Source organism: Paraburkholderia sp. J76 (genome assembly GCF_905220295.1).
GTDB lineage: Bacteria > Pseudomonadota > Gammaproteobacteria > Burkholderiales > Burkholderiaceae > Paraburkholderia.
Genome location: NZ_CAJMZJ010000001.1, coordinates 595,199 through 613,652, shown reverse-complemented (window position 1 = coordinate 613,652; position 18,454 = coordinate 595,199). Strand labels below are relative to the sequence as shown.

Below are 18,454 nucleotides of genomic sequence, written 5' to 3'. Positions count from 1 at the left end.
ACGTTCGAGTATAGGAGGCGGCGATGACGCTGCCGGACTGCGATTTCGTGGCCGTCGCGCAGGCGCGCTTCGATGCGCTCGCAAACTATCAGGTCACGCTGAGATCGACTTCGGCCGGCGCGGGCGCGGAACCGGTCGAGGTATTTTATGGCTACCGCAAGCCGGGTTTCGTGCGCATGGACTTCGTGCGCCCGCATGCCGGCGCGACGCTCGTCTTCAACCCGGAATCGGGAAAAGTCGCGCTTTGGCCGTTCGGTATTGGCACGTTTCCGAGGCTCACGCTGAGCCCCGACAATCCCATGATCCAGAGCCCGCAAGGCCATCGCGTCGACGAGTCCGATATTGGCGCGCTGCTCGCGAAGGTTCATGAGCTTCGGCAGCATGGCGACACCCAGGTGGTGGGCACCGGGACGCTCGGCTCGTGCACGGCGGCGCATGTGATCGTGACGGGCCGGCCTGGGCACGCGGCGTCGGGCGTGTCCCGCTATGAGTTGTGGTTCGATTCGAGCCACGGGCTGCCCGTCAAGGTCGTGAGCGAAGGCGAATCGCGCGAGCCGATCGAAACGGTGCTGATGGAGAACCTTCGAATCGATGTTCCGGAGTCGCAACTCAGGCCGTTTGGCTAGACGCCGAATTCCCGGCTTGCGGCACAGCGCTTGCTTTCGCCACGCGAACCTAGAAAAGGAAGAACGAATATGCCCAGCGAAAAGAAACGCGGCAAACCGCTTAAAGAGGCTAAAGAGGCAAAAGAGACAAAACCGAAAGTTTCGAAAGGCGCGGGGTCGTCGAAGGCGTTGCCCAAGCCGGGCGAGCGCGCGGCCATATTGACCGAGCAGCGCCGCCTGAAAATGGCGCGCTCGCCCACGCCTACGTGCGCGGCAACACCACCCGCTTCTACGAATGGATTGTCGAGACAAACGGCGACTCGCTGCCGCGCGGCCCGGCCATCTGGATTTGCGGCGATTGCCATACGGGCAATCTCGGCCCCGTCGCGAACCAGGAGGGCAAGGTCGAAGTCCATATCCGCGATCTCGATCAGACCGTGATCGGCAACCCCGTGCACGACCTCATCCGCCTGGGTCTATCGCTTGCGACGGCCGCGCGAGGTTCTTCGCTTTCCGGTCTTACCATCGTGCACATGATGGAGGCGCTCGCAGCGGGTTACGAATCGGCGTTCGGCGCGAAGCACGAGAAGGCACAGTTGTCCTCGCGCCCCGAGCCCGTGCATCTGGCGATGAAGACGGCCGTGCGCCGCTCGTGGCAGCACCTCGCCGAGGAACGCATCGAGGATCTCGAACCGACGATTCCGCTTGGCAAGCGTTTCTGGCCGCTCACGCGCGCCGAGCGCAAGGCCATCGACACGCTCTTCCGCGACGACGCCATCGCGAACCTGCCCACGGGCCTGCGCGGCCGCAACGAGGGCGGCAAGGTGGAGGTGCTCGACGCCGCGTATTGGGTCAAGGGCTGCAGTTCGCTCGGCAGGCTACGTTACGCAGTACTACTCGATGTCGACGGCGGCGTGATCGAGGGCGACGACCTGTGTCTCATGGACATCAAGGAAGGCGTGAAAGCCGCCGCGCCGCGCTACGAAGACGCATCGATGCCGCGCGACAACGCCGAGCGCGTGGTGGAAGGCGCGCGGCATCTCTCGCCCTTTCTCGGCGAGCGCATGCGGGCGTCCCGCCTGCTCGATCGCGCCGTGGTGATTCGCGAATTGCTGCCGCAGGATCTCAAGCTCGAAATCGACGAACTCGACGAAGGCGAGGCCCGAAAGGTCGCGTTTTATCTCGCGGCCGTGGTAGGCAACGCGCACGCGCGCCAGATGGACCCGCCCGCACGGCGTAGCTGGCTCGCCGAACTGCGGCGCGGCCGCTCGAAAACGATCGATGCGCCGCTGTGGCTCTGGACCAGTATCGTGCAACTGGCGAGCAGCCACGAAGCCGGCTATCTCGAGCATTGCCGCCGCTATGCTACCGGCGTGAATTGAGGCAGCGGCGGCCATCGCGGCGAGGAAAACGCGGGCTTACGCGGCGCTTTTCGCGATCCTCGCCTTCAGCGCCTCGATGACGGCGCGCACCTTGCCCGAAGGAAAGCTGGTCGGCGCAAACACGGCCTGCACGTTCGAAGGCACGCCCGACCATTCGGGCAGCAAGCGGATGAGGTCGCCGGCGGCGACGTCCGCCCGCGTCGAAAAGTCGGTCAGCGCCGCAAAGCCGCCGCCCGCGAGCACCGCCGCGCGCGCGGACGTCGCCGTGTTCACGCTCAATGCGTTCACGCAACGCACGCGGCGCACGGTTGTGTCGCGGGACGCCCGGCCCGCGGCGAGCCGCCCGGCGTCGCGCGTCAGTTCGAGCGTCGAAGGATGGCGCAACACCGTCATCGCGATATGCGGCAAGGACGCCAGTGCCTTCAGCGACCCCGGCATGCCGTGCCGCGCGACGAACGCGGGGCTTGCAACGAGCCATCGCACGTAGCTGCCGAGCTTCACCGTGCGATAGTTCGAGTCCGGCAAATTGCCCAGCCGCACGGCCAGATCGATGCCCTCGCCGATCAAATCGACGTAGTGATCGGCGCAGATCAGTTCGATATCGAGTTCCGGATACGCGCCGCGCAGATCGACGAGTGCGGGCGCGACGATCTGCGCGCCGTAATCGACAGGCGCGCTCACCCTCAGCGTGCCGCGTGCCGGCGAAGCCTCGCCCGACGCGGCTGAAAGCGCTTCTTCCGTCATCTGCAGAATGCGGCAACTGGCGTCGTAAAACGCGCGGCCCGCGTCGGTAACGGACAAACGCCGCGTGGTGCGCGCGATCAGGCTCGCGCCGATCTCGCGTTCGAGCCGCTGCATGTGCGCGCTGACCATGGTCTTGGCGATGCCGAGCCGCTCGGCCGCCGCCGTCAGCGACCCCGCCTCGACCACGGCGACGAACACCGCCAGCCGGTTCAGATTCACGTCGCGTACGTCGGTCATCGGCGATTGTCCATTTTCGATAGAAAATGATTGCAAGCTTAGCAGTCTTCCCGCGCGCGTCGTCGTTGCCTAATCTGAACGCTCCCAGCCGCTTCCTTCGCGGCCGTTCGTTATGGAGAATGTCGATGCCCGCCCCCCGTCCCGCCACGCCGATTCGCCTGTACACCACGCCGCTTTCCGGTCACGGGCACCGCGTACGGCTGTTCCTGTCGATGCTGGAACTGCCGTTCGAGATCGTGCCGATGGACCTTGCCGCCGGCGAACACCGCCAGAGCGCGTATCTGAAGCTCAATCCGTTCGGCCAGGTGCCGACCATCGTCGACGGCGAGACGGTGCTGTTCGATTCGAACGCGATTCTCGTCTATCTGGCGAAGCGTTACGGCGATGCATCGTGGTTGCCGGACGATCCCCTCGGCGCCGCAACCGTGCAACGCTGGCTTTCGCTCGCCGCCGGGCCGATCGCTTACGGTCCGTGCGCCGCGCGCCTCGTGCATGTATTCAAGCGCGAACTGGATCTGCCGCGCGCGCAGGAGATTGCGCGAACGCTGCTGCCGCTGCTCGACGCCGAACTCGCGCACAAACCATTCGCCGCCGGCAACCACGTGACGATCGCCGATATCGCCGCGCATACCTACATCGCGCATGCGCCGGAGGGCGGCGTGTCGCTGGAGCCGTATCCGCATCTGCGCGCATGGCTTGGGCGCGTCGCCGCGTTGCCGGGCTTCGTGCCGATGCCGTCCACGAAAGCGGGCCTGCTCGCCGCCTGACCGGCGCGTGTGCGCCACCCACCGGAGACCGTCATGAACGCGCTGCCCGAACCCAACCCGTATCACGCGACCGGCCCGTTTCACGAGGGCGAACGGGAAGCCCAGGTGCGTGCGGGCGTGGCCGACATCGCGCTCGCGCACGGCTCGCGCGGTATTCGCGACGCCATGCCGGACCAGCATCGCGCATTCTTCGCCATGCTGCCGTTCATGGTGTTCGGCGGCGTCGATGCGGGCGGTCAGCCATGGGCGACGCTGCGGGCGAAAACGGCCGGCTTCGTCTCGACGCCGGACAGCCGCACGCTGCGCATCGACGGCGGCGCGTTGCCGGGCGATCCGCTCGAAGGAAGCTGGGTGCCGGGCGCGCGTATTGGCGGCCTCGGCATCCAGCCGCACACGCGGCGGCGCAATCGCGTGAACGGCGTGATCGAAGCCCTCGAGGGCGATGTGGTCACGCTCGCGGTCGAGCAGAGCTTCGGCAATTGCCCGAAGTACATCAACGGACGCGAGCCGGCGCTCGTCGGCAACGTGCCGGCGAACGCCGCGGTCGAACGCGCCGGGTCGCTGTCGCAGGAAGACCGTGCGTTGATTGCGCGGGCCGACGTATTTTTTATCGCAAGCGCCAATCTCGCCGCTGCGGCCCAAGCGGCGCGCGGGGTGGATGTCTCGCATCGCGGCGGCATGCCCGGCTTCGTGCGGATCGACAATGCGCGCACGCTCACCGCGCCCGACTTCACCGGCAACAATTTTTTCAACACGATCGGCAACCTGCTGAGCGAACCGCGCGCGGGGCTGCTGTTCGTGGACTTTGCGCGCGGCGATCTGCTGTATCTGGCCGTGCGCGCCGAGGTGATCTGGGACGGCCCGGAGATCGCGCAATTTCCGCTGGCGCAGCGGCTGGTGCGGTTTCATCTGCACGAGGTGCGCCGCGCGCGAGGCGCGTTGCCGCTGCGCTGGTCGGCGGTCGAATATGCGCCGCAGTTCGCGCCGGCGCCGCCGCCCGCGGCGGCTGTTTAGACTTCACGCTGGTCGAGATTCTTTCGCCCTGTAAACCTCTCTCGCTGCCCATTTCCGCCGTTTATCCGCGCATTGTTCTCCTTTTCGATAACACTGTTGAGTCGAACGCCAGATTTATCGACCGGGCGTTAGCCACCACAATTGAGCCATTGCCCAGTGAGCGGATGACCACCGCATCGGTGGCACATAGCGGCAAACACGCCCACGCCGCTCGCGGCAATTCGTTTCGACATCCTAAATTTTTCGGATCAAACCGGTCAGGAGCACAGTCATGAAACTCAGCGGAAATACCGTATTCATCACCGGCGGCACTTCGGGCATCGGCCGCGCGCTGGCGGAATCATTCCATCGTCGCGGCAACAAGGTTATCGTGGCGGGACGGCGCAAGTCGCTGCTTGAGGAGATTGCGCGAGCCAATCCCGGCATCGATACCGTCGAACTCGATATCGGCGACGCCGCGCAGATTCGCGAGGTCGCCGCGCATCTGGTCGCGCGATATCCGTCATTGAATGTCGTGATCAACAACGCGGGCATCATGCCTTTCGACGATGCGGGCGGTGCGCTCGACGACGAACAGGCCGTGCGCCTCGTCGACACCAACCTGCTCGGGCCCGTCCGTGTCAGCGCGGCTTTTGTCGAGCATCTGAAGCAACAGCCGGATTCGTACATCATCAACAACAGTTCCGTGCTCGCCTACGTGCCGCTCGCGGATACGGCGCTGTACTCCGCGACCAAGGCCGCCATTCACTCGTACACTCTTTCCCAACGATTCGTACTGCGTAATACGAGCGTGAAGGTGATCGAAATCGCGCCGCCCTGGGTGGACACGGACCTCGTTCACAAGAGCGGCGACCCGCGCGCCATGCCGCTCGACGCCTTCGTCGCCGAAACGCTGAAGCTGCTCGAAACCGCGACAGCCGAAGTCGTGGTCGATGCGGCGAAGCCGATGCGCGACAACGCAGGCCCCAACGAGCACGCTTTTGTCGAGCAGTTCAACCAGTTCGTCGTCGATAACCCGATTCCCGTGGAATGAGAGGACCTGGCGATGACCACCGCATCCGAAGCACAGGACGAGCCGCTTCGCCCGAAACAATAAAAAGCCGTGCGGCGCGCTACGCGTGCCGCACGGCAAACGCCAATGCCCTGCTTTTATTCCTGGTCTCTGGTGGTCTCTCACGCTTTCCGTAGTTGTTCGATATCTCCCGCTCCCCGCTTCAGGCATGCTTCAATCTATTTCCCGCCCCCCGCATCTGGCCGCAAACCGGTCCAGCAAACACTGCAGCCGACGCTCCTGAACGTGCAGAATGCCCGGTGTGGACCGGAGTTCGAGCACGCGAGCATGCCAATACGTCGCCCCGAAAATCTCCATCGCCTTATCTGCCCCAATAGCGCTTTCTAGGTGCGCAATGGCGGTGTCGAGAGTGTGGACAGTGTAGGGACTGAGGGGCCGCCGTTCTGTCTCTGTGTTTATTTGAATCGTTTTCTCGCGCCCTGCCCGCCGGTCTCCCAACTGGCTTTTTTGTTCCCGCGACAGCAGGGATTGCAGGCGCTGTTCGTCAAGTGCGTCGTACTCGATGGAATGGTTTTGCATCGCACGATCTCCTTGTCCTTTTCAATCGGCTCATGTGTCGATCGTTCACCAATTTCCATCAAGTACGTTGCGGCGCTCGCTGATGATGACGGTCCGCCCAGGATGATCGTGATTAACAAGGGTCGCATCCGCGCACGCGGCGCGCCCCTTTGCCGTGCCGTGGCGGTGTCGCGCGATAGACTCCAGCAGGCTTAACGTGATGCAGAAACTGCGGTCGACCTGCTCAGTCCAGCGCTTCTGGTCGTAGGCGCTCAACGCCTGAACGAGGACGTCGTAAATCTGGTCCGGGAATTTCACGCCGCTCGACTCGATGCGCACCATCAGCGCCCGCGCCCGCAGAAGCTCTTCCAGAATGGTTGCATCCGGCTGCGTAGCGGGTTCCGGTTCCGGCTTGCGCGGGCGCGCGCGGGTTTCGTCGTCCGACGCGAAGCGGAAAATATTCAGCATGCTTTTGAAGTCGGGATGCGGCGTATGCATGGTGGTGTCCCTCATCGTCCTGACTGCACGTCCGAACTGCAGTGACTCCATCGTGCGCGTGCCGGGCTTTTGAAAAAACCGGCCTTGCCGGGGGAAAAACGCCTCCGGAAGGTGGCCCCGGAAGCGTCCCCCGCTATGGGGGGATCGCAGCCTGAAGGATTGCGGGTAGGATGGTCTCGACTGGAGAGGCGCCCGATGGACAACCTGTATTTCCGCCACGTACTGCTCGTCGAGGACGAGGGCTTGACGCGCATCGCGATGAAGAGCCTGATTCTGACCTCGGAACCGACGCTCGATATCGACGAAGCGGGCTCGTACGACGCCGCTGTCGAGCGGTTGCAGAACAAGGCTTACGATCTGGTTTTTCTCGACTACCAGATCGGCAACAATCACACCGGCCTCGACCTGCTGCGCTGGCTTCAGGAAAACGAGCGGGCTGCGCACGTGGTGATGCTGTCCGCGCAGGACGACCGCGAAACGGTGCTGGACTGCATCAAGCATGGTGCCGGCGGCTTCATCTCGAAGGCCAGCGAGGAAGGCGGCGTGGTGTTCAGGGAAGCCTTGCAGACCATCCTGAATGGACGCGTTTATCTGCCCAATAGCGTGCTAGGCAAAGGCGGCCATACTCCGCAGTCGCCGGCCCCGAGCAAGGGCATTCCGATCGACTCGCTTAACTTGCCGCCGCGCCTCGCGCAAACCCTGGGTTTTCTTTTGCAGGGCATGTCGAACAAGGCCATTGCCCGAAAGATGAATATCTCCGAGAACACCGCGAAGGAATACATCAGCGATTTGCTGAGCCGCTTCAACGTATCGCGGCGCACGTTCCTGATCGTCGAAATGGCGCGCCGCGGCATCGAGATTCCTACCGTCGCGCACGCCCCGGCGGCCTGACCCGGTCGCGCCTGACCGGGCCTAAGCCGCCCGCGTGGAGGCTTCCGTCAATTCGAGCATGCGTGCGATCAGCAAGTCCGTAGATAACGGCTTGCTGAGCACGCAGCGCTCCGGCAACACACCTTGCGTGCTTGCCACGGCTTCCCCTGTTACGACGAGGCACGGCACGGGCCGCACAAAGTGCTGGCCCAAAAGCCGGATCACGTCGTGCGCCGTCGACATCTGCGGCAGTCGATAGTCGGTTATCACGAGGTCCGGCACGCGCTCGATCGACTGCAGCAGATCGTCGAGTTCCGCTGCGGAGCGAACCGAGTCGGACAACACGCCCCATCGCGCGAAGAGCGCTTCCATCGACGCGCGTACCAGACTGTCGTCTTCCACCAGCAACACATAGAGGCCGCGCAGCAACGACGGCGACGGCGAAACCGCCGCATCAGCGGGCGGTATCGTGGCATCGTGAAGCGCATGTTGGTCCGCCACCGGCAAGCGCACCGAGAAGCGCGAGCCGTGCCCTTCGATGGACTTCAGTTCGAGCCGGTGTCCTTCGAGCAGGGACACCACCGCGTTCACGATCGACAAACCCAGGCCAAGCCCTTTTTCGCGGTCGCGCTCCGGGTTTCCGAGCTGCACGAACGGCTGGAAGATCGCGTCCCAATGCTCCGGCGCGATACCGATGCCGTTGTCGAGCACATCGAGCCTCACATAGTTAGGCATGCGTACCAACCCCACGAGCACGGTGGAACGCCCCGCTTTCGCCGGGTCCGAATATTTGATTCCGTTGGCGATGAGGTTGCTCAGCACGCGCGGAATCCAGTCGGCGTCGGTGCGCACCCACGCGGGCTTTTGCAGCGCCTTCGCGTAGCGCAGCACAACGCCTCGGCTCGCCGCGAACGACGCGAGCTGCTCGACCGCCTCCTCAGTCACGCGGCTCAGATCGACGCTCGTATAAACTGGATTGACGTGCCCCGATTCGAGCTTCGACAAGTCGAGCACCGCGTTGAAGAGCCGCGCCGTCAATACGGACGCCTTGCATGCCTCGCCTATGAGCTTGCTCGACGCCTCGATGTCGCCCGCTTCGAGCGCTTCGTCGGCTGCGCCGAGAAATAGGTTCAGCGCGTGCATGGGCTGGCGCAGGTCGTGCGCGGCCGCCGCCAGAAAGCGCGATTTAGCGCGGCTCGCCTGCTCGGCGGCTTCGCGCTGCTGCTCGCGCAAGGCGATCAGCGCTTCCGACTTGGTCTGCTGATCGCGCCGCGCGCGCTCGAGATCATGGTGTTTTTGCGCGAGTTCCGCGTTGGCGCTTTGCAGCGCATCGTTGCTATGGGCAAGCGCCTGGACGGCGACATACCGGTCGCGCACATGCCGCTCCGCATTCACGTTGACGCTATGACCGAGAACGGCGACGTTCAGGAGATAGAACATTCCCGCCGCGAAGTTGTCGGGCTCGACGGCCTGCGTGATCAATTGCGCCATCACGATTACAGCGATCACGCAGACGGTGAGCATCAGCGTCGCCTTGGCCCGCAAGCGAAGAAACCCGAACAGATAAAAAAGAATCAGATAAAAGCCCACGAAAAAATGGGTGAAATTGAATGGGCGTGGCGCAAGAATCGTTTGCATCAGCAAACAGAAGCACATGAACGCGAGCCCGGAAAGCAGGATCCAGTGCGCAACCTTGTCCCGATGGAATTCGAGCTTGAAAGCCAGTACGATGCCCACGGTCGCGCCTAGCGCACCGGCGCAACGAAAAGCGAATACCTCGGGAAAGTACGGCCGGAATACCGCGCTCGTTTGCGCAAGGCTGATTTCCCAAAAGCCGAAACACACCCAGATCAGGGTCCCGAGCACCAGTGCGGCGCGGCGGAAGTCGGCGAAACGCCGGCCATAGTCTTCGGTGAATTCGCGTTCGACCTGCGGGTCCGCGAATCGCGCGGGCCAGCAAAGCATGTCGATCAGCCACGCGCGAATCGCGCCAGGCGCAGCCGATCGTTTGAGGAATGCCGATTCCGTGGCCGAGTGAAACCTGAATATGCTCATCGCATCTCGCGGTTATGCTCGCTGGCTGCGCGAAGCAGAAAGCACGCTGTGCTTAGGCGTGCCAACACATTCTAGTCGGTCGCTATCCCGCTCACCCGTAAAGTGTCACGTGCCTTTCGCGCCGCGAAGCTAGAGTGGAGCCTCGATATGCGCTGCCACGTCGCAGGCTTGCAGCCGATGAAATCCTATCCTTGCAGTTACCCGAGAAATGAATTGCACAGGAGTCGCAGCGTGGACAACATTCAGCCCTTTCGCCAAGGATCGAAGGCAATGCCATCGTTCCACCTCGCCCACGTTCGCTCCCTGATTAGGTGTCCTGCCACGGGTGGCGATGCAATCGATCCGGCTCCGAATAACACGAATCTCGCGATGCAAGCTCGCATCGCCGGCGAGGTAACGGTTCTTCTGCCTGGTGGAAGGGTGAGTCGCGCCGTTGCTTTCGAATCTTCGGCCCGCGATGAAGTGCCTTCGCACCGCGTTGCCCACGGCGTGCTCAACGGCGTCACCTACTGGTTCCGATGTTCCGACGCGCCGGGCGTGCGCGACGATTTACCGTGTTTTCGGGCGTATTTCGACTGCGACGGAGCGTGGTTCTTTTTCTACACGCAGGACTGCGCGCTGCCGTTCGGCGCAGAGGTCAGCTTCGTTCGCGCGCTATAAAGCTATCCTTAACAAACCGGTTCAACGCGAAGCCACCGTACCAACCGCACCGGCTTTCGGCACCGCAACGTCGTCGTCCGCTTCGAGCGGCGCCTGCAAGTCGCGCTCGTCCAGTTCCCAGACAACCAGTTTGGGCGGCGTCTGCGCATACGCCGCGCTGGCGAAATACGCCCGCGCCGAGCCGCCGAACTTGCCGCCCTCGCGCGCGAAATTCCCCACACCCTTCCCTAACGCCAACGCCAGTTGAGGCACGAAATCGGACGTCGTCGAATACGATGTGCCGATCACGGCGATATTCGGCAGATCGGCGTCGCCGAACAGATCGTCGGCCGATGAAGCCGCCGCGCTCACGTGAAGATAGGTCCGGCCAGTGACGATCTCCGCTCGCGGTTGCCACGACACCGGCAATGCATCGAGGCCGGCCAGTCGCACGAGATCGCCGGGCCGGCGCGCCGCGGGCTTTCCTGCCACACGGTAGCCGGGCTGGCTCGAAGTGCTTGAATCCGGCGGTTCGTCCATTGCCCGGATGCGCTGCGCGACCGCTCTCGCCGCGGCGCCCGCGCCGTCCTGGGTCCAGTGCGTGTCGGTCCGGAAGAACGCGTCGCCTGGCACGCCGCGCAGCGCCGGGCCCACGTCCACCACCGGCACGCCAGCGGCTGCGAGGCGTGAGGTCCAGTCGCTCATGCGCGCGCGCAGCGAGGCAGGCCGATACAGGCCGCACAGATGCTGCGTTTCGATGCGCGATTTGTCGGGCACCACGGCAACGAGCAACGCAATGCCGTGACGCGCCAGTTCGCGTTGCACGGCGGCCACCGTGGCCGCGCGCGCCGCGAGATGGCGCTCGCCGTCGGCATAGACGTTCAGTTCGTCGCGCAGGAACAGCCAGCCGGGGCAGCCCTGCCGCACGCGCGGCCCCAGGTCGCCCAGCGTGAGCCAGCCCAGCGCGCGCTGCATGCGGGCGGCGTCGGCCGCGATCGGCGTATCGGCCATGCGGCTCGCGAGTTCTTTCGATACCGCGCCGTCCAGCACGCTTGCGGGCGTCACGGCGTGGGGCAACAACGTTTCCGTCGTCGACGCGAAGCGAAGATTGAAAAATAGGCCCGCGAACAGAAAGCCCATCAGGATGACAGCGACGATCTTGCCGGCGCGCGTGGCGGGTAATTGCGGTAGCGGCTTGGGATCTTCCATGGCGTCAGAACTGGAAGTAAAGGAACGGCACCGCGCCGCGCGCGACGATCAAGCCGAACGACAGCAGAAAGCCCGCGAGCGGCCACGACGCTTGCCACAACCGGCCCGGCGCCGTGCCGGCAAGACGGGTCCAATGCGCTTGCCACAGCGGCAGCAGTACGCAGACAATGCCGAGCGCGGCGGCAAGCGCATGCACGGGACGCAGCGACACGATCGTCGCGTCGCTCAAGCCGGTTCCGTTCAAGCCGAACTGGCCACGATACATCGCGAGCGCCGCATGAAAGCCCACCGCGCGGAACAGCGTCCAGGCAAGCATGACGAAGACGAGCGTGAGCCCATGGGACAACACGAGCGGCACGGCGGGCATGCCCGCGCGGCGCCACAGGCGCGCCGCCGTCAGCGCCACACCGTGAGCGACGCCCCACAGCAGGAAGTTCCAGCTATCGCCGCCGTGCCACAGACCGGCGAGCGCCATGGTGAGCAACAGGTTGCGGCAGGTTTCCCACTCGCCCTGGCGGTTGCCGCCGAGCGGAATGTAGAGGTAGTCGCGAATCCAGCTAGAAAGCGACAGGTGCCAGCGGCGCCAGAAGTCCTGAATGCTGCTGGCGAGATACGGATGGTTGAAATTCTCGGGAAAGCGAAAGCCCAGCATCTGCCCCAACCCGATGGCCATGGCGCTATAGCCCGCGAAATCGAAGAACAGTTGCAGCGTGTAGAAGCCGCAGCCGAGCCACGCGTCCGCCAGCGTGGGCGCGGGCATGGCGAATACCGCGTCGACGACGGGCGAAAGCGTGTCCGCTATGAGCACCTTCATGCACATGCCCACCATGAGCCGCCGCGCGCCCGCCACGAACGCGTCCCAGTCGACCGTGCGCGACACCAGTTCGCGCTTGACCCACGCATAACGAATGATCGGCCCGGCGATCAGGTGTACGAACATTCCTTGATACGCCCCGTAGCGGATCATGCTGCGATCGGCGGCCACGGTGCCGCGTTGCACGTCGATCAGGTACGAGACAGATTGCAGCACGATGAAGGACAGCCCGATGGGCAATACGACGTGTTGCCAGGGAATTGGCCCCGCGTGGCCCACGGCGAGCACACTGTCGAGGCTGTCCACCAGGATATTGGCGTATTTGTACCAGCACAGGATCGCGACGTTCACGACGATGAAGACCGCGAGCCATCCACCGCGCGCCCGCTGGCTCGGCGCCCTGTCGATCACCACACCGCCAAGCCACCCGCAGAACGTCAGCGCAATGAACAGCAGCAGAAACAGGGGGCTCCACCAGGCGTAGAAAAACCAGCTGCAAAAGAGTAATACGCCGTTGCGCCAGCGTGCCGGCGACATGACGTAGATCGCGAGGAAGGCCGGCAGAAATAGCGTGAGGAATTCGAGGGACGCGAAAACCATGCGTTTTAGCGGCTCACCGCGTCGTTCGCGAAGAAGATGCGCGACTGCGCACCGGCCGGCACGAGGAACACCGTATAGCGCTGCCCCGCGACGAGCGTGCCGAGACTCAGCGGCTGCCCCACGGGCTGACCGCCGCACGCCAGTTGCACCGAAAGCGCCACGGGGTTGACCTGGCGGCGCTTGCCCTGCCCCGCTGCCACGCCGTCGAGCAGCACGACGCCGTGGCCCGGTACGTTCAGCGTGGGCGCGGTGCACCGCGCGTCGAGATTGTAGAAGCCCACCGAAGCCTTGAGCGCGTTGAAATCGTCCGGTTTTTCGCGCACCGTCACGACCTGCGCGCGAGCGCCTTTCTCCGCACCGTCCAGCGACACGATGCTCACGAACTCGCCGGGCTGCACGGTCGCGCTCACGTCCTGATGCGCGCCGCCGGCCGTCAGCGTGCCGGCCACCGGCTTGCGCGCGGCGACCGGAAAGAAGTGGCTGGCCGGATTCGCGGCGTCGAGCGTCAGGCGCGCTTTCGAACCTGCCGAGGTCACGTCGAGCGGATGCGACCCGCCATCGACGAAACGCACGAACGACGAATCCTCGGCGGGCCCGCTCGGGTAGAGCGGGATATCAGCGGCCATGGCCGGTTGCATGACAAACGGCGTGACAAAAGGCGTGACAACCGGCGCAACCAGCGCAAGGGCGCGAAGAACGAAGCGCAACGGCGGGAAAGGGACGTTTTTCATTGTTCTTCCAGACTTTCGATGTGACGAGGCGTTCGCGCCTTACTTGCGCTGTTGCACGACCGGCAGCGCGACCAGCGCTTTCATGATGTCCGCGCCCCAGTACTTGTAGCCCGTCGTCGTCAAATGCTGACCGTCGACCGTCGCCCACTGGCCCGGCTTCGAAAACGCGAGCGAATCGATGTACTGGCACGGCGCGACATTGGTGGCGAGGAACGACGAAAGCTGCTTCACGCGCGCAAAGGTCTTCTGGTACTTGCCGCCTTCCGAGCCCCACGCCGGTCCGACCCATACGCACGCCGTCCTGTTAGCCGCCAGGTCCTGCGTGAGCGCCGTGACCTGCTGCCATACCCAGCTCTTGGGGAAGTCGTCCTTGCCGTATCCGCCGATGGTGTCGCCTTCGACGATGATGACGAGATTGGCCTTGTTCGCGGCGATCAACTGATCGATGGGCTGCGTCTTCGCGTTGTGATCGACGACGAGCGGCGATTTTCCGTTGCGCGAGGCGCCGCCGCAGGTGCCCGGCACCGACTTTACCCAGTCGCCCGGCGCGCTGCCGCACACGCCGTAGGTGTGCACCTGCGCGCCGGCGGCGATCAACTGGTCCTGCAACGTGTCGATGAGATAACCCGGCTCGCTCAGATGGCTATCGCCGATCATGAGAATGCTGAGACCCGCAAGTACGGAAGCAAGCATGAACTTAAGACTCCTGATAAACGACCGACATTCCGTCGATCGGATTACTGATCGTTGTAATGCGACTGGTAAGGCATGACCGGCATGTCCAGCGACTTCGTCTGCGGTGCGAAGCTAAAGCGCAGATATAGCCCCGCTACCCACTGGCGGTAGCTGGACGAATTGTTGGCGCCCACGGATGCGCCTCCCGTGAGGTGGTTGCTGAAGCGGTATTCGGCCGCGGCCAGCAGGTTGTAGCCGATGCCGGTCTTCGACTGCGCGGGATGGACCGCGCCGTCGCTCAAACCAAGCGTCGATGCCGCCGTGACCGCCGCCGCCTGCATCGTGCCGTCGGTCGGGAAATACGGCGCGCCGGCCTCGTGGTAGTACTGCAAACCCGCGGACCCCTGCAGCTTGTAGGTCCAGCGATCCGAACGCTGCGCCCACGTGAGCGGCACGGTGAACGCGTAGAAGCGCTGCGGACTGAAATAGCCGCCGTTGCCGTAGGTGAAACTATTCTGGTCGTGGCGGTAGAACTCGCCGCCCAGATTCATGCCGACGGTCAGCATGTTGTTTGCACTGCGAAGCAAGTACCAGTAGGTTCCCGCGCCGACCTCGGCGCCCTCGTTGGACTGGACGTTGCGACCATCCAAGTATTTCACGGCGCCGTAGCCGTAGAAGCCGTAGTCCTGATTGTCGAGGCCAATCGCGCCGTGCAGCCCCGTGGCAGTCACGCCGCCCCAGCGCAGGCCCGAGCGCGCGTCGCTGGAACCGGCGAACGACGTGATGCTGTCGGTCACGGCACGGCGCGAAGCGCCCGCGTTGAACCAGCTACCTGCTTTCGCATCGATGGCGCTCCTGAACGAGACGCCGCCGACCACATCGGTGTACTGGAAGCCCAGCGGCGTCGTGCCGATGTCGAACGCCCACCTGCGCGTCTCGTAGCCCAAGCCCAGACCGACGCCATGGGCGCTCTGCGCGCCGGGCGCGGCGACCGTACCGTTTTTCTGCGCCTGCGCCGCAACCGGGCCGCCGCCGAACTGGCTGCTGCTGTAGACATCGGTGCCGAGCGTGCCGCCATCGAGTTCCACGGGCGTGACGCGCAACGACAGCTTGCCGTTGCCCACCGGCATCAACGCTTCGAGCGGCTGCTGCACGTTCGTCAATTGCGACGTCCCCCCGGCGCTGTTGTTCGACGTGACGAACAGGCCGCCACGGATTTCCGGCGAACGTTCCGAGCGGATATCGTCGAGTTCGTTGCGCATGTCGTCGAGCGAGACGGCGCCCTCCTGAGGCGCGTTGGCGGCGACTGCGTCCTGCGACGGCTGCTCGCCAATGGGCGTGCCGGCGACGGAAGGCAGCGCGGAAGCACGTGCCGCATGGGAAGCCGCCGAGGACATCGCGGGCGCGCCAGCCAACGCGGCGCCCGCCGTGCCCTGCGCGGCAACCGCATCGGCGGCGGCCTGGCGGCTGTCGCGAGGCGCACGGCGGCGGCGATCGTCGTTGTCGTGCACAAAGGGATTGCCCGCCACATGCACACCTTGCGCCTGCACGCCGAGCCGCTTTTCCTTGGCGGCGATGGCCTTCACCAGCAGCGCCTGCGCCTCGCGCGTCTTGCCCTGCATGACGTAGATGCGCGCAGCGCCCGCCAGCACATCGGGATCGTTCGGCGCCTTCGCCACGGCCTGCTTCAAGGCGGCGTCCGCCACGTTTGCGTTGCCGGCCTGGACCGCCGCCATCGCCACGCCCAGTTGCAGACCGGGGTTGTCCGGATCGTTCGCGAGCGCCTTCTGATAAAGCGCCAGCGCTTTGCCGTACTGACTGTCGGCGGCATACATGCGCGCGAGCGCGGCGTTGGCCAGGCTGTCGTTGGGCCGCTTCGCGAGAATGGGCGCGAGCGTGTCGTAGGCCTGCGCAAGATCGCCTTGCTGACGCTGCTGTTCGGCCAGCCGCACGGCGTAGAGGTAGCTCAGATCGTCCAGTTGCCGGCGCTGATCCGCAGTCAGCGTCCCGGCCTGCAACCCGCGGATCACGTCCTGGGCCTGAACGTTCTGGCCGGTCTTGAGCAGCAGGCCCGCATAGGCGAGCTGCACGTCGGGACCGCTGCCCTTCGGGCCGTTTTGCATCAGTGCGTGCATCAACGCCATGGCGCGCGGCAGATTCCCCGCATCGACATACGCCTGGGCGAGCGCGCTCACCCGCGCCGGGTCCTTGCCCGCCGACGCTTCGAGCCGCGCCAGCATCGTGCGCGCGTCGTCCAGATTGCCGTCGCGTGCGAGTTGCGAGGCCTGCGCCGCCACGGCCTGGAAATCGATCTGCTGCGCAGTCGCGACCATGTTCGGCGTGCGCGCTGCCGCGGGGATGCGCGCCATCGTGTCCTGCGCGCGCGTCCAGTCGCCCATCTGCATCGCAAGCAGCGCGCTTGCGTAAAGGGCGTCGGGATTGTCGGGGTTCGAGGCGAGCAGGCCATCGACGAGTTCGCGCGCCTCGTCGGCGTGGCCCTGCCGCACCTCGTAGCGCGCCAGTTCCAGACGCAACCACGGATTGTCGGGGTCGGCGCGCTGCGCATCGTTGAGGATGCGGCGCGCGGCGTCCAGATCGCCGCGCTGTTCGGCGGCGTCAGCGCGCGCCGAAGCGACGGCCGCGCGCAGACGATCGAGCCCGCCGATGCCGGCTTGCTGCTCGGGCGACATGCCGTCGACCCACCGCTGGGCCTCGTCTGCGCGCCCCGTTGCGGCGAGGATGTCGACGAGTCCGCTCACCGCCTCGCGGTTGTCCGGATGGGCCGCCAGCACCTCGCGATAGACCTTTTCGGCGCGGATCAAATCGCCCTGTGCCGCATACAGGCGCGCCGAAGCGTTGCGCCCGCCCGGCTCGGCGGGGTCCATCCGCAGCGCCTCGTCGAGCTTGCTGCGCGCGCCCGCGTAGTCGCCCACGCTTTGCGCGCCTTCGGCCTGATTCACCAGCAGCCAGTAACGTGCCGAAGCGAGCGCCTTGTTCCAGTTGGCGCCCGCGCCCGGACGCGCGACGGCGCGCGCGAGCAGCGTCTGCGCCTGCGCGAGATCGCCTTGCTGCATGCGCACGAGGCCCAGGCCGCCGAGCGCATCGGTGTCGTTGGGTTTGTCGCGCAGCACGTCGGTGAAGGACTGTTCGGCCGTGGTGACGTCGCCCGCCTTGAACGCCGCGAAGCCGCGCGTCAGGCGCGGGTCCATGACAGGCGCCGCGGGGGGGGCCCCATTCGCGCGCGGTGACAGCATCTGACGGCGAATGTCGTCGTCATCGGGATGCAGCTTCAGATAGTCTTCGAACCACGCCTTGTTCTTCGGCGTGGGCGTGACCCACGTCAGCACCGAGCGCCAGGTTTCCGTGGCCGCGCCGCCGATGTCCGGGCGCGCGGCCAGCTTTTCCAGTAAAGCGACGCCCTGCGCGCGACTGCGTTCGTCGCGCACCTGATGCTGGGCCAGCGACAATAAGGTATACGGATCATTGGGCGTTTCTGCATTCAGGCGCGTCAGGCCCTGAATCGCGGGGTCCACGCCGCCTTCCGTATAGCCGAGGAAAGTGTAGTATTCGCGCGCCACGCTGCCTTGGGGCGCCTTGCCGCCCAGTGCCTTGTCGTATTGCGCCATCGCGGCGGCCAGCGCTTTCGGATCGTTCTGGTTGACGGCGTCCTGCGCCATCTGGCGTGCCCGGGCGATCGTGGACTTGCCGGGCTCCGTGGCGAGACGCAAGTCCTGTTCGAGCAGCGGCACGAACCGACTGTCGGGCGCCGCGGCGCGCAGTCTCGTCAGATAGTCGCGGGCGACCGAAAACTGTTTCTTGCCGACCGCGATGGACCCCATGCCATAAAGCCCTTCGGGCTGCTTAGGATCGGTCAGCAGTAGTTTCGACCAGGACTGCGCGGCCAGATCGGGCTTGTCATGCGTCTGCCAATAGCGGCCCTGTTCCAGCAGCATTCTGGAACTGGCGTCCTGCGCCCACGCGGGGTGGCTGACCGAGGTGAGCAACAAGCCCAGAACGCAGGCCTGGCTGCGGCTGACTAACATG

At 65.0% G+C, this 18,454-nt stretch carries 14 protein-coding genes and 2 pseudogenes; 7 read left to right on the top strand and 9 right to left on the bottom strand.

Annotated features, from left to right (window positions below; translation table 11 throughout):
- Positions 1 to 23 precede the first annotated feature (23 nt).
- Together U5768_RS02775 and U5768_RS02770 are read left to right on the top strand one after the other, a co-directional pair.
- Positions 24 to 626 (top strand): DUF1571 domain-containing protein, encoded by a 603-nt coding sequence (locus tag U5768_RS02775; protein ID WP_322028847.1) that lies wholly within the window; start codon positions 24 to 26, stop codon positions 624 to 626.
- A 222-nt stretch (positions 627 to 848) separates the two neighbouring features.
- Positions 849 to 1,987, top strand: a pseudogene (locus tag U5768_RS02770) (DUF2252 family protein).
- Between the two features lie 36 nt (positions 1,988 to 2,023).
- On the opposite strand, the gene U5768_RS02765 reads toward U5768_RS02770, so the two are convergent.
- The gene (locus U5768_RS02765) at positions 2,024 to 2,968 is read right to left on the bottom strand and encodes a LysR family transcriptional regulator (protein ID WP_322028846.1); all 945 of its coding nucleotides are present in this window, start codon (positions 2,966 to 2,968) and stop codon (positions 2,024 to 2,026) included.
- A 125-nt stretch (positions 2,969 to 3,093) separates the two neighbouring features.
- Between U5768_RS02765 and U5768_RS02760 the strand changes: the two genes are divergently transcribed.
- The 3 genes and pseudogenes from U5768_RS02760 to U5768_RS02750 all read left to right on the top strand — a co-directional run bounded on the left by U5768_RS02760 (position 3,094) and on the right by U5768_RS02750 (position 5,782).
- The gene (locus U5768_RS02760) at positions 3,094 to 3,735 is read left to right on the top strand and encodes a glutathione S-transferase (protein ID WP_322028845.1); all 642 of its coding nucleotides are present in this window, start codon (positions 3,094 to 3,096) and stop codon (positions 3,733 to 3,735) included.
- A gap of 33 nt (positions 3,736 to 3,768) precedes the next feature.
- Positions 3,769 to 4,719: pseudogene (locus tag U5768_RS02755) on the top strand (pyridoxamine 5'-phosphate oxidase family protein); the annotation flags it as partial.
- 301 nt (positions 4,720 to 5,020) lie between these two features.
- Positions 5,021 to 5,782, top strand: a complete 762-nt coding sequence (locus tag U5768_RS02750; RefSeq protein WP_322028844.1) for an SDR family oxidoreductase — start codon at positions 5,021 to 5,023, stop codon at positions 5,780 to 5,782.
- Positions 5,783 to 5,974: 192 nt separating this feature from the next.
- Here the strand turns inward: U5768_RS02750 and U5768_RS02745 are convergent, their stop codons facing one another.
- A complete protein-coding gene (locus tag U5768_RS02745; protein ID WP_322028843.1) occupies positions 5,975 to 6,340 on the bottom strand; it encodes a hypothetical protein in 366 nt (121 codons plus the stop codon).
- Between the two features lie 45 nt (positions 6,341 to 6,385).
- The gene (locus U5768_RS02740; RefSeq protein WP_322028842.1) at positions 6,386 to 6,832 is read right to left on the bottom strand and encodes a hypothetical protein; all 447 of its coding nucleotides are present in this window, start codon (positions 6,830 to 6,832) and stop codon (positions 6,386 to 6,388) included.
- 180 nt (positions 6,833 to 7,012) lie between these two features.
- On the opposite strand from U5768_RS02740, the gene U5768_RS02735 reads away from it, so the two are divergent.
- Positions 7,013 to 7,708, top strand: a complete 696-nt coding sequence (locus U5768_RS02735) for a response regulator transcription factor (RefSeq protein ID WP_322028841.1) — start codon at positions 7,013 to 7,015, stop codon at positions 7,706 to 7,708.
- 21 nt (positions 7,709 to 7,729) lie between these two features.
- Here the strand turns inward: U5768_RS02735 and U5768_RS02730 are convergent, their stop codons facing one another.
- Positions 7,730 to 9,742 (bottom strand): hybrid sensor histidine kinase/response regulator, encoded by a 2,013-nt coding sequence (locus U5768_RS02730; RefSeq protein WP_322028840.1) that lies wholly within the window; start codon positions 9,740 to 9,742, stop codon positions 7,730 to 7,732.
- Positions 9,743 to 9,973: 231 nt separating this feature from the next.
- On the opposite strand from U5768_RS02730, the gene U5768_RS02725 reads away from it, so the two are divergent.
- Positions 9,974 to 10,402 carry a hypothetical protein gene (locus U5768_RS02725; protein ID WP_322028839.1) on the top strand — a complete coding sequence of 143 codons (429 nt, stop codon included), beginning with the start codon at positions 9,974 to 9,976 and terminating at the stop codon, positions 10,400 to 10,402.
- Positions 10,403 to 10,423: 21 nt separating this feature from the next.
- Here the strand turns inward: U5768_RS02725 and U5768_RS02720 are convergent, their stop codons facing one another.
- From U5768_RS02720 to U5768_RS02700, 5 genes are read right to left on the bottom strand one after another with little or no spacing between them, the layout of a single operon-like run.
- On the bottom strand, positions 10,424 to 11,590 hold the full coding sequence (locus U5768_RS02720; RefSeq protein ID WP_322028838.1) for an alginate O-acetyltransferase AlgX-related protein: 1,167 nt from the start codon (positions 11,588 to 11,590) through the stop codon (positions 10,424 to 10,426).
- Positions 11,591 to 11,594: 4 nt separating this feature from the next.
- Positions 11,595 to 13,004 (bottom strand): MBOAT family protein, encoded by a 1,410-nt coding sequence (locus U5768_RS02715; protein ID WP_322028837.1) that lies wholly within the window; start codon positions 13,002 to 13,004, stop codon positions 11,595 to 11,597.
- 5 nt (positions 13,005 to 13,009) lie between these two features.
- Positions 13,010 to 13,735: a cell division protein FtsQ gene (locus U5768_RS02710; protein WP_322028836.1), complete on the bottom strand. Its 726-nt coding sequence runs from the start codon at positions 13,733 to 13,735 to the stop codon at positions 13,010 to 13,012.
- 39 nt (positions 13,736 to 13,774) lie between these two features.
- Positions 13,775 to 14,428, bottom strand: coding sequence for an SGNH/GDSL hydrolase family protein (locus U5768_RS02705; RefSeq protein ID WP_322028835.1), 654 nt, complete (start codon positions 14,426 to 14,428; stop codon positions 13,775 to 13,777).
- Between the two features lie 44 nt (positions 14,429 to 14,472).
- Complete coding sequence (locus U5768_RS02700) at positions 14,473 to 18,453, bottom strand: cellulose biosynthesis protein BcsC (RefSeq protein ID WP_322028834.1); 3,981 nt, start codon at positions 18,451 to 18,453, stop codon at positions 14,473 to 14,475.
- Position 18,454 lies beyond the last annotated feature (1 nt).

Excerpts from the sequence above, each read along its gene's own strand:
- U5768_RS02760 (WP_322028845.1), top strand. The coding sequence starts at position 3,094 with ATGCCCGCCCCCCGTCCCGCCACGCCGATTCGCCTGTACACCACGCCG.
- U5768_RS02745 (WP_322028843.1), bottom strand. The coding sequence starts at position 6,340 with ATGCAAAACCATTCCATCGAGTACGACGCACTTGACGAACAGCGCCTG.
- U5768_RS02735 (WP_322028841.1), top strand. The coding sequence starts at position 7,013 with ATGGACAACCTGTATTTCCGCCACGTACTGCTCGTCGAGGACGAGGGC.
- U5768_RS02700 (WP_322028834.1), bottom strand. The coding sequence starts at position 18,453 with ATGTTAGTCAGCCGCAGCCAGGCCTGCGTTCTGGGCTTGTTGCTCACC.
- U5768_RS02720 (WP_322028838.1), bottom strand. The coding sequence starts at position 11,590 with ATGGAAGATCCCAAGCCGCTACCGCAATTACCCGCCACGCGCGCCGGC.
- U5768_RS02715 (WP_322028837.1), bottom strand. The coding sequence starts at position 13,004 with ATGGTTTTCGCGTCCCTCGAATTCCTCACGCTATTTCTGCCGGCCTTC.
- U5768_RS02750 (WP_322028844.1), top strand. The coding sequence starts at position 5,021 with ATGAAACTCAGCGGAAATACCGTATTCATCACCGGCGGCACTTCGGGC.
- U5768_RS02705 (WP_322028835.1), bottom strand. The coding sequence starts at position 14,428 with ATGCTTGCTTCCGTACTTGCGGGTCTCAGCATTCTCATGATCGGCGAT.
- U5768_RS02740 (WP_322028842.1), bottom strand. The coding sequence starts at position 6,832 with ATGAGGGACACCACCATGCATACGCCGCATCCCGACTTCAAAAGCATG.
- U5768_RS02765 (WP_322028846.1), bottom strand. The coding sequence starts at position 2,968 with ATGACCGACGTACGCGACGTGAATCTGAACCGGCTGGCGGTGTTCGTC.
- U5768_RS02710 (WP_322028836.1), bottom strand. The coding sequence starts at position 13,735 with ATGAAAAACGTCCCTTTCCCGCCGTTGCGCTTCGTTCTTCGCGCCCTT.
- U5768_RS02775 (WP_322028847.1), top strand. The coding sequence starts at position 24 with ATGACGCTGCCGGACTGCGATTTCGTGGCCGTCGCGCAGGCGCGCTTC.
- U5768_RS02730 (WP_322028840.1), bottom strand. The coding sequence starts at position 9,742 with ATGAGCATATTCAGGTTTCACTCGGCCACGGAATCGGCATTCCTCAAA.